Source organism: Streptococcus sp. ALY_211, assembly GCF_058314555.1.
Genome location: NZ_JBZFUN010000005.1, coordinates 1 through 11,141, shown reverse-complemented (window position 1 = coordinate 11,141; position 11,141 = coordinate 1). Strand labels below are relative to the sequence as shown.

General features: G+C 36.6%; 9 protein-coding genes and 1 pseudogene. 9 read left to right on the top strand and 1 reads right to left on the bottom strand.

Going from position 1 to position 11,141, the window contains the following annotated elements; genetic code table 11:
* Positions 1-34 precede the first annotated feature (34 nt).
* Positions 35-322: pseudogene (locus AC4HAJ_RS05495) on the bottom strand (transposase); the annotation flags it as partial.
* A 182-nt stretch (positions 323-504) separates the two neighbouring features.
* Between AC4HAJ_RS05495 and AC4HAJ_RS05490 the strand changes: the two are divergent.
* From AC4HAJ_RS05490 to AC4HAJ_RS05450, 9 genes are all read left to right on the top strand, one after another.
* A complete protein-coding gene (locus AC4HAJ_RS05490; RefSeq protein ID WP_491079160.1) occupies positions 505-1,329 on the top strand; it encodes an HAD family hydrolase in 825 nt (274 codons plus the stop codon).
* Positions 1,330-1,588: 259 nt separating this feature from the next.
* Positions 1,589-2,179 (top strand): TetR/AcrR family transcriptional regulator, encoded by a 591-nt coding sequence (locus AC4HAJ_RS05485; RefSeq protein ID WP_491079159.1) that lies wholly within the window; start codon positions 1,589-1,591, stop codon positions 2,177-2,179.
* 99 nt (positions 2,180-2,278) lie between these two features.
* The gene (locus AC4HAJ_RS05480; RefSeq protein ID WP_491079158.1) at positions 2,279-3,532 is read left to right on the top strand and encodes an MFS transporter; all 1,254 of its coding nucleotides are present in this window, start codon (positions 2,279-2,281) and stop codon (positions 3,530-3,532) included.
* An 11-nt stretch (positions 3,533-3,543) separates the two neighbouring features.
* Positions 3,544-5,895, top strand: coding sequence for an ABC transporter permease (locus AC4HAJ_RS05475; RefSeq protein ID WP_491079156.1), 2,352 nt, complete (start codon positions 3,544-3,546; stop codon positions 5,893-5,895).
* Positions 5,896-5,926: 31 nt separating this feature from the next.
* Entirely contained in the window at positions 5,927-6,649 is a 723-nt protein-coding gene (locus AC4HAJ_RS05470) for an ABC transporter ATP-binding protein (protein ID WP_491079155.1), read from the top strand.
* A gap of 352 nt (positions 6,650-7,001) precedes the next feature.
* On the top strand, positions 7,002-8,012 hold the full coding sequence (locus AC4HAJ_RS05465) for an SIR2 family protein (protein WP_491079154.1): 1,011 nt from the start codon (positions 7,002-7,004) through the stop codon (positions 8,010-8,012).
* Between the two features lie 54 nt (positions 8,013-8,066).
* Entirely contained in the window at positions 8,067-8,750 is a 684-nt protein-coding gene (locus AC4HAJ_RS05460; RefSeq protein WP_491079153.1) for a DUF3800 domain-containing protein, read from the top strand.
* Positions 8,743-9,264 (top strand): hypothetical protein, encoded by a 522-nt coding sequence (locus tag AC4HAJ_RS05455; protein ID WP_491079152.1) that lies wholly within the window; start codon positions 8,743-8,745, stop codon positions 9,262-9,264. Before AC4HAJ_RS05460 ends, AC4HAJ_RS05455 begins: the two co-directional genes overlap by 8 nt.
* Positions 9,265-9,442: 178 nt before the next feature.
* Complete coding sequence (locus AC4HAJ_RS05450; RefSeq protein ID WP_491079151.1) at positions 9,443-10,954, top strand: serine/threonine-protein kinase; 1,512 nt, start codon at positions 9,443-9,445, stop codon at positions 10,952-10,954.
* The last annotated feature ends 187 nt before the right edge of the window (positions 10,955-11,141 follow it).

The following is an 11,141-nucleotide window of genomic DNA, read 5'->3' as shown; positions in this document are numbered from 1 at the left end:
AGGAGACGAAATTCGTCCTCTCTTTTTGGCTCTTTTAAATTTTTAGGAGACAAGCTAAAACGGTCTCTTCCCAGACCGTTTTACTGTTCAAAGCGAGGTAAACACGTTTTTTAAATTATCAAAGTTCTTCTAGCCAAAAGTATTCCGTTTGATATCTTTTATGAATTTATTGGTTGTTTCTAGTTTTGAGTTAGAATAAGGCCGTTCCATGAATGGCATTAGTGATATAGTTTTTATAGCGAATAAAAGTGCTCAAAGTCGTTTTGAAGGTGTGGTTGAGATAAGGAAGTGCGTCTTGAATTACCCCAAAGAATGGCTCAGTCTTGTTAGGGAACTTGAGATAATTCATCACGGCTGCCATACTCATTGCCAAAATGTTTACCTGTCTGATTAACCATGATGAAATTTGCCGAAGGGTTGATCATTTTAACTTTGCATCTCGACTTATTTTTGATGGTGTGATTATGCTATAATGAAATCAAAAATCAGTCAAGGAGAAAACTTATGTATCAATTAATCGCCTTTGATATGGATGGAACACTTTTAACCAGTCAAAAAAAGATCGCAGCGAGCAGTACTGCGGCTATAGAACGGGCATGTGCATCCGACTGCAAAGTTGTCCTTTCAACAGGTAGATCCTTGTCAGAACTGAATCTCTATCAAAAGAACTTGAAAGGTATCCGCTATGGCATTCTGGCTAATGGCTCACTTATCTATGATTTTGAGCTGCAGAAAGTTCTTGCCAAGCAGAATTTGCCTGCTCAAGCAGTAGATAATATCCGAGAAATGGCGAAACCCAAAAATTTGATGGTTGTAGGAGTGATTGATGGTCAAGGCTATCTTCAACGGTCTCACCTAGAAAACATTGCTAGCTACCACATGTCAATCTATACAGAGCTTTATCAAAAAACAGCAATCTTGGTAGACGATATTTACAGTCTGATGGCCCGAGAGCGAGCAAATTTTAGCAAGATCAATATTTATCATTTAACGGCAGAGCATCGAGATCAGTCTTATGATAATTTGCTTTCCCAAGACTCTATTGCCATGATTAAGGCAGAAAAAAGTGGCCTTGAGCTGATGGCAGCAGGTGTGGGAAAAGGGGACGCTTTAGTTCGTTTGACTCAGCTGCTTGAGATACCTCTGTCACAGACTATTGCTGTCGGTGATGATGATAATGACGAGGGCATGATTCGTGAAGCAGGATTAGGAATTGCTATGGGAAATGCCAATCCCTCAATTAAAAGCCTAGCTGATATTATTGTTAATGACAATGACAGCGGCGGCTGCGCTCAAGCGATCGATGATTACCTGCTGAAAAAGTCATGACTAAAAGGTTTATAGTATTATTTGGTCTTGAATTTACAATATAAGTGTGCACAATAAAAAACCATAAGATTTTCTAATAAAATAAGGTTGAACAAACATCTGACGAAAGGAAATCTTATGAGCTATCATCATTTTACCATAGACGAGCGCGAAAAGATTCCTATTTATAGCAGGCTATATTTAGATTTGACAGAAATACAAGGGTTATGTTATGCTGTATTTGAGAAATCGACCATCGGTCGGTTACGAAGGAGGAAGCATGAGAATTGTCAAAGGGTACGATGAGCGCCGGGGTGAGATTCTTGCAGCTGCTACCCAGCTCTTTCAAGAAAAAGGATTTGAAAAGGCAAGTGTCAACGATATTTTGAAGGTCGTTGGGATTGCCAAGGGGACATTTTATTACTATTTTAAATCTAAGGAGGAAGTACTGGAAGCTGTTGTAGATGAAGCGACTGCCGTTCTGAAATCAAGAGTAGCAGCTGTTATCAATATGCCAAACAAGGATCCAATGGACAAGCTGGTAGAGGCTTTCCAAAGTATGAATATTACAGATATCTATGGCGGAAAGCTGCTGGAAGATATGCACAAACCCAAAAATGCTCTCCTCCATCAGAAATCCTTACAAGCTATCCTGCACGAAGTGACGCCTCTGCTAACAGGTATTATTGAAGAAGGGGTGCAAGCTGGCCAATTTGACTGTCCCTATCCTAAACAACTGGTGCAAATCGTACTTGCTGCTGTAGCAACACTCTTTGATGACGGAATTTTTCAGCTGGATAAGAAGGAGCAGCAGCAATTGCTTGAGGCTTTTCAATTCTTCCTCTTCAAGCAACTTGGTATTGAGAATTGAACCATTCACTAAGATAAAATTGCCCTTGTTACAATTTTATTTTTGACCACAACCGACCGTTGGTCGACGTATAAAGATATGATTCAAAGGAGAGCAAAATTGAAAAAATTTTTCACCCTATGGTTTGGGGAATTGATTTCCAGTATTGGCGGAGGGATGTCTGCCTTTGCTATGACTATTTACGCTTTGAAGGTTACAAATAGTGTAACCGCAGTTTCTCTTATAACCCTACTGGCATTTTTGCCAACTGTTCTGTTAGCTCCATTTGGCGGTTTTTTAGCCGATCGCTATGATCGGAGAGCCTTGATGATGATTGGTGACAGCTTCTCAGTCCTAGGCTTGCTTTATATCGTACTGAACTTGAATATCGGCTCAACCAATTTAAGTCCCATCTATATCGGTGTAACCATTAGTGCTGTCTTTTCGTCTTTGGTTGAGCCAGCCTATCGTGCAACAGTGAGCGATTTATTGACCAAAGATCAGTATGCCAAAGCAAGCGGTATGGTTCAACTGGCAGCTAGTTCACGTTATTTAATTTCTCCTGCCTTAGCCGGATTCTTTCTAGCCTACTTCGATATTCGTTTTATTCTTTGGCTGGATATCCTCTCTTTCCTAGTAGCTGTCCTCTTGATTTTCTGTGTTAAAAAAGGAATAAAAATTTCAACTCAAAAAGACAAAGAGAAAAAGATATCATTAGGAGAAACTTGGAGACTTACTCGGAACTACAAGGGCTTGCAAGCATTAATTGCTATGATGACCTTGGTCTGTTTCTTTATCGGCCTGGTTCAAATTTTAGTCGAACCTCTGGTACTGAACATGGCTGATACGCAAACTGTTGGAATCATGGAAGCTCTTTGCACAGTAGGACTCTTAGTCGGCAGTCTCTGGATTGGGATCAAAGGCATTCATCAGCAGCATGCAGTCATTTTAGCACGGACTGGATTATTAGCAGGTCTTTTCATTGGATTATCCGGTTTTGTCATGAATATATGGTGGGTCGGTATCACAATTTTCCTCTTCTTTATGACTTTGGCCTTTGTCAATACCTGTGCCGATGTGCTGGTCAGAATAACCATTCCTAATGAATTACAAGGCAGAATCTGGGGAATGATTAGTTTTATCACCCAATTCGGTACTATCATTGCCTATCTGTGTGCAGGATTTCTGGCAGACCATCTATTTGAACCCCTGATGGCCAAACAAGGTGCCTTAGCAAGAACTATTGGACAACTGATTGGAAGCGGAGCGGGCAGAGGAATCGGACTTATGCTGATTATATCAGGAATTGGCCTGATCCTTAGTTCACTATTGATCGGCAGCAATCGCTCAATCAAGCAAATGAAAGTAGAGTAAAGGGGTGTCACATGTTCTACAAACTCCTAAAAAGTGACCTCAAGCGGCATCCTATCAAAAATCTGTTATTAGTTGGTCTGACTAGCCTGTCTCTCTTTATCGCTTGTAGTGTTTTCTTTCTCACAAAACAGACGGTATCCAGCATTTCTGATATGTACCAAGTAGCCCAGCCGCCTCATTTCATCCAAATGCACCGCGGTCAGCTAAACCAAGAAGAGATTGATCAATTTAATCAATCATACTCAGGTGTCAAAGCTTGGCAGACTGTGCAACTATTAAATGTCGAAGGAAAGCAGCTGACCGTTTATCACCAAAGCAAAAAGCGCGATGCCTTAGCGGATTCACAGCTGGATATTAGCTTTGTCAAACAGAATAAAACCTACGATCTGCTCTTAAATGCACAGCATGAAAAAATAGCGTTAAAATCGGGAGAAGTAGCCGTTCCAAAAATTTTACGGGATCAATTTTCTATGAAAATTGGTGATCGGCTTCGTATTCAAGAGGGTACATTTAGCAAAACCTTTACCATTACAGAGGTTGCTCACGATGCCCAGATGAACTCAACCTTGGCTTCCTCTACACGATTTTTAGTGAGCGATGCTGACTTTGCAGAGTTAACAAAAAATCTTTCTCAAAAAGAAGTCATCATCGAAACTTACTTTAACGATACAGGACAAGCAGACAGCTATCAATCGGCCTATAAGAAAGCAAATTTACCACAAAACGGCTCATCCTTGACTTATCGCATACTCTTTTTTCTCAGTGCTTTAACAGATTTGGCCACTGCAGCCATCTACCTTCTAGCAGGAGGTTTGCTGCTTGTTATTACACTGATTTGCCTTCGCTTTATTTTACTAGCAGAGATTGAGGCTGAAAGCGGCGAGATCGGACTGTTAAAGGCTATTGGTCTGCCCAACAGGACTATCAAACAGCTCTATCTGCAAAAGATAGTCTTGACGGCTGGCTTAGGTAGTTTAATAGGCTACTCTCTGGCTCTTGTTTTTCTACCTGTAACGACGCAAAGAATCAGGGAAACCTTTGGCCAGACAGCTCTCTCATTAGTCGATGGTATGTTAGGCTTTGTGATTGCAATCTTACTTTTCTGCATCATCACTTTCTATTCTTGGATAATTTTGAATCGTATTAAAAAAGCAAGTGTTGTGGATCTCCTTGTTCAGGGAAATGGCTTTGTCTTGCGTAGGAAAAAAAGGAAATTTCCTCCTGTCCGCCATCTGTCTGCCAACCTCTTAATAACAAGAAGAAAGCTCAAAAACGGTTATGCTTTTCCGTTTTGGCTCTGTCTTTTTATAAGTCTAACTATCCTCCTGCCTTCTCGCCTTATTCATACCATGAATGCGCCAGAATTCATTACCTACATGGGAAGCACCAAATACGATATTTCTTTGGAAGTAACAGAAGGAGAAGGAGTCTACGCAAGAGCAAAAACTGCGAGGCAGACCCTACAAAAGATTTCACAGAGCCAATCTGTATCTCTCTCTGAAATCAGAAGAACACAACTGCAGGCCGCCTCATCACAAGGAGATACAGTCAGTCTCTCAGTAGATATGGGGCAGGATTCAGGAAAAGAACTGCATTATACCCAAGGGCATGCAGCTAGAAATAATCAGGAAATTGCTCTGTCTCTTTTAGCAGCCGAGGAATTAGGGAAGGGTCTAGGAGATAAACTCACTCTGACAGTGAATGGGCAATCCATTTCTCCAAAAATCGTCGGACTCTATCAGGATATTACAAATGGTGGAAAAACAGCGAAATTACCCAGTGAGTTCAGTCAGGCACATTCGCAAAAATACATTTTCTACCTCCGGCTGACCAACCACCATCAGAAGAAAAAAATACTGCAACTATTAACATCGAAGCTTGGTAAGAAAGGCTACCGCATTAACGATGCCAAAGGAATTGTTCAGCAAACCCTAGGCGGAATGATTCAAGAGCTGCAAAAGGCTTCAAATACCACTTTAGGAGTGAGTTTGCTGATTTTTGGCAGCCTTCTCTTCTTATTTTTAAGTTTACATGTTAATCGCAATCTCAAAGAATTCATATTTAAGCGCATGTTGGGATTATCCTTTAGTTCTGTCTATTTACAGGAACTTTATCCGCTGGCCATCAATTCTTTGCTTGGTGCTTTCAGCGGAATATTATTGGTACAGTATCTAGGAGAACCCTTTATTAGTAGTCTGTTTGGTCTGCTAAATTCTGGTATTCAGCAATTATCATTTGTCGCCATGAGCTGGACTGAACTCGCCGTTTATTTTTGCGTCTTGTTCCTTATTATTGCCATCCTCACTTATATGGCACTCATTCCTGTTAAAAAGCAGTCATTCTTAGCCTACAGAAACGAATAACTCGATCATCAGAAAGGAAAAAGGTCATACCATGTTAAGCATTCAGCATTTATCTAAATTTTTCGGAAAGAACCAAGTTTTAACCGATATCAATGCAACCGTTCATAAAGGTGATTTTATGACCATCATGGGGCCGTCAGGCTGCGGAAAAACGACCTTTCTTTACCAAATCAGCGGTTTAGACAGAATCGAGCACGGAGATGTCTCCCTTAATAATCAGTCACTCAGCCAGTTATCTGACAACCAGTTAAGTCAATTGCGTTTAGAAAACATGGGGTTTGTTTTTCAGAAAAATCAATTTCTCAGCAATCTCTCCCTTATTGACAATATCGTTTTGCCAGCTCTCCAGCTAAAAAAAGAAGCCAAAAAAGAGATTTACCAACATGCCTATGACTTACTCGAAACGATGGCAATAGCAGATTTGGCAGATATGGATATCCGCCAAGTATCGGGCGGTCAGCTCCAGCGTGCCAGTATCTGTCGGGCGCTTATTAATCAGCCTGATATCATATTTGCGGACGAACCAACAGGAGCACTCAATTCCCAAATGAGCCTAGAAGTTATGAGTATTTTCCAAAAACTAAATCAAGAAGGAAGGACCATCATCCTCATCACCCATGACAGCCATGTAGCCTCCTATGGAAAACGCTGCCTGTTCATGAAAGACGGCCAGATCATTTCTGAAATCATAAAGGAGGAAACAGAAGATTTCCTACTAAATATTGAACACGAAGCGAAAAAATTAGGGATATAAGACCAGCCTTTAATAAAACCCAGCTGCCTGAACGTCTTTTATGTGGCTGGGTTTAGTTGTGACTCGAAAAACGTAAAACTAAAAAATTATGTACTTTACTAGTAATAGTAGTTAAAGTATTGATATGATAAAAATAGAACGATAAAGTACATTATTTTGAAAATGTACTTTATTTTATTTTGTACTTTATTATTTAGTGGAATATAAAGTACACTATCAGTAAAATAATAAATTGAAAAATGAATTCAATTGTTCATTTTTTATTAAGTTTTAGTAGGAAAATATTATATGTTAGTGATTTTACTAAGTTCTTTCGTGGTATAATGGGATTATAATATCTGTAGGAGATAATATGAGGCCACATACAGTAATTCTTGGAGCTGGAGCTACAATTGCAACAATTCCTAATGGTGATAAAAATGGTAAAGAGTCTTCCGTAATGAACGGATTGATAAAGAAGCTTGATCTAGAAGAGTTGTTGATAGGAATTGAGTTGCAAACTACTAGTGATAATTTGGAAGATATTTATTCAGAATTATATGAAAGAGAAGATTGTTCCGAGATAGTTAAAGAGCTTGAGAAACGACTCTATGGTTATTTTGCCTCATTAAAGTTACCTGATGAACCAACCATTTATGATATGTTGGTCCTAAGTTTAACAAATAAGGACTGTATAGCGACATTTAATTGGGATCCATTACTTATTCAGGCATATGTTAGGTGTTCTAAAATAACGGAAAATCTACCGCATATACTTTGTTTGCACGGCAATGTTGCTGTTGGTTTTTGTGAAGAACATATTGAATTTGGAACTCTGGATTATACCTGTCCAAAATGTCTTAATAGATTCAAGCCAACAAAGTTATTGTATCCAGTGAAAAATAAAAATTATTCTTCGGATAAGTATATCGATTGGTGTTGGGAAGCTTTAGATTACTTTATTAGTGAATCATATATGCTAACTATTTTTGGATATAGTGCTCCGAAAAGTGATGTAGAAGCTGTCAATTTAATGAAGAAAGCCTGGGGAAGAGTTGAGGAAAGACAACTAGAAGAAGTGTCAGTAATAGATATTGCTGATGAGGAATCTGTACTAGATACATGGAAAGACTTTATTCATACACATCATTATAGATATTCTAAGTCATTCTTTGATTCATACTTAGCAAAATTCCCTAGAAGAACTTGTGAAACTGTATTTGCTACTTTTTCTCTAAATGTTCCTTCAGATGGAAATCGAGGTCTTAAAGAAAACTTCTGTTGGGAAGATTTAAAAGAGTACTTTTCAGATTCATTTATTGAAGAAAAAGAAAGCAATGGAAAGACCGATCTTCATTCTAGATATTTGGTTTGGGATTGCTAAAAAAATTATAAAAAATTGTAATAAAAAATACATCTTTTAGGAGTAAAACAGCGCATGTTAAATCTATATTGTGATGAATCGTGTCATTTAGAAAACGATAATGAAAAAGTAATGCTTATAGGTGGAATTTCTTGTCCAGATTATGCAAGAAATGTTGTTTATAAAGAAATTAAAGAGATCAAGAAGAAATTTGGAATATCTTCTTATACTGAAATTAAATGGAGGAAGGTGTCTCAATCAAAGCTGGAATATTATAAAGAATTAGTTAATTACTTTTTTGACAATGAGTATCTTAATTTTAGAGTTGTGATGATAGATAAAGACAAATTAAATCATCAAAAATATAATCAGACTCATGATGATTTCTATTATAAACAATATTTTTATTTAGTAAGAAAATTTCTTTTTGAGGATGATGTTAATGTTTTCATTGATATAAAAGATACGAATAGTATTTTTAAAGTTAACAAACTAAAAGAAATTCTTAATTCATGGAATAAAACGGAAAAAAATATTAAAAATATCCAGCAAATCCGATCACATGAAAATTCAATAATGCAGTTGGCTGATCTCTTAATCGGAGCTGTTGCATATAGGAATAGGGGATTTAGAACTAGTCATGCTAGGGCTGAACTTTGTGGTCTAGTTTCTAAGAGAGCAGCACATGATCTAATATCTAACACAAACTATAATGCTCATAAATTCAATATTTTTAAAATGGAGTTGAGTAATGAATAGCAATAATATTAATCAGTGCCAAGCTCTTCCGCCTATTATTACATTAGATGATTTTTATGGTGATTTTGAAAAATATGATAACTATTTATATCACGAAATATTTTTAAAAGAGTTATATGATTATAAAGTTCACTTCAGAGGAAAACTAGTAGCGCTTAAAACATTTCCTCTTTATAATGATCGAGAAGATAGTTATTTCCATCTGACTTGTAAGAATTTTGATAAGAAATCTCAAGAAAGACTTCCTGATTTGAGAAGAAGTGAGAGACTATGTTGGTTGAGACCGTCTATAGAAACGGAACATACCCAATTGTGTAACCAAAGCTGTTTTTTGATTTATGAGCGTCCCTATAAAAGTAAAACTAGAATTTGTTTGCTTAACCCTGTTGATAGGTATTTTATAGTTTTAGAAGAAAGAAAAAATTATTATTTATTAGTAACTGCCTTTTATATTGATTATGATAATGTTCTTGAGAAGAAATTAAAGGAGTACCATAAATATAAAGACAACTAAACAGAAAACGCCCTTATGATTAAGGACGTTTCCGCGATCTCCTTCAACTACTAGGTCGATGAGTTACTTATATTATACCAAGAGTTTGACAAAAATACAATTTATTTAAAAATATTTTCTAGAATTTGAAGGAGCGCAGATCTGTTCTGTATTTTCGCAAGTATTTTAGGAGAAAAGTATGCCCGTAAATTTAGAGTTCTATGAAAAATTATCAAAAATATTTTGCGGTGATGAGGAGAATTTTTTTGAGTATAAATCTGGACCTCAACTAGTATCTTTTTTTAATACTCATTTTCATTATAAGGACATTTATGGTCAAGGTTTCAATACTAGATGGAAATACGTTAACGAAAAATTATTAGATTTTTCTTCCAGTGGTAGGGTAAATGAATTTTTAAATATTATACTCAGTAAAAATTATATTTTGACTGAAAGAAAAGTTAGCGAAGTCGATGCATTGGAGCATCAACAGAAAGTATTGGAAGCAGTCAATAAAATATGTTCTGTCTACGGCTTAATAATTTCTAGAAGGGATAACAAGTTTTTCTTACTTGAAATCAATGATGATCTAGTTGAAATTGGTAAAGGTGGGTTTGCAGTTATTTACCTTCAAAAATCTACTGGTTTAGTGATGAAAAAGCTCAGCGATGATGCCATCAAGAGAAAAGCTCTTAGAAGCCGCTTAAAACGTGAATATGAAATAACAAAATCTTGCTCAGATATTGAGAGTATCATAAAAGTATATGATTTTGATGATAGTAATTGTTCATATACAATGGAAAAGGCTGACACTACCTTAGCTGACTTTATTGGAGAAAGTGATCTGCCTAAAGATTCGAAAATAAATATCATTAGACAGATACTACATACCATGTCTATTGTTCATCAAAGAGAGATTTTACATAGAGACTTAAGTCCGACAAATATTTTCTCAGTCGGTGGGATTATCAAGATTGCTGATTTTGGTTTAGGGAAAAGCTTAAATGTACTAACGTCTCATCAAACTATGGATACTGCGTCTTTTGGGCAACTGTTTTATTGTGCCCCTGAACAATTAACTCTTTTAAAAGATGCTGATAAAAGAAGTGATGTCTATTCCCTTGGCCGAATTATTAATTTTATTATGACAGGAGATCCTAACACTTATTCACATTCTTTTCGTTCTATTAGCGAAAAAGCTACTAATTTGAATCCAGAGTACCGATATCAAGATGCTACAGAAATGTTAAATGCATTAAATAAGTGGATGAGTATGAGAAGTGACAAAGAGTTTGAAAATATTATATGGAGTAAAATATCACAAGAAATCTTTGACTCGGATGTTGAGAACTATATTTATGAAATGTCTGGGGACGACTTGTGTAAGAATTGCATTAAGAAAGGACATGTTTTCTTGAATTGCTTAATTCAATTCATGTCAATTGATGACTCACATGCTAATAATATCATGCAACTAATTGATTCAAATTTCGAGAAACAATTAAAGAGATATGAAGATGCTGATCCTTTCGCAACATTAACTTATATTATTTTAAAAGAAAATTTCACCTACACAGTTAATGAGGTGGCAGCTAAAATTCTTCATTACGTTGCCCATGATGTCGGACGTTTTGATGCTCAACGTAAAGTTGATGTTTTAATTGAATATGGTCTAGAACCTATGATTGAAGAACAACTAATTAAAGAATAGTGGGAGGAGGAGTAAGATAAGAAAAGTGTTCATATATTGATTTTTATTTGAGAGAATGTGTCATCCCGCGTTGTAAAATGAAGTGCAACACAAAAGACATGTTCGTCTGATATACTAGAATCCTCCAACTCAGTATAGAAAGCAGATGAACATGTCCACTAATTATTCTACCAAAAAGTCGCGTTAT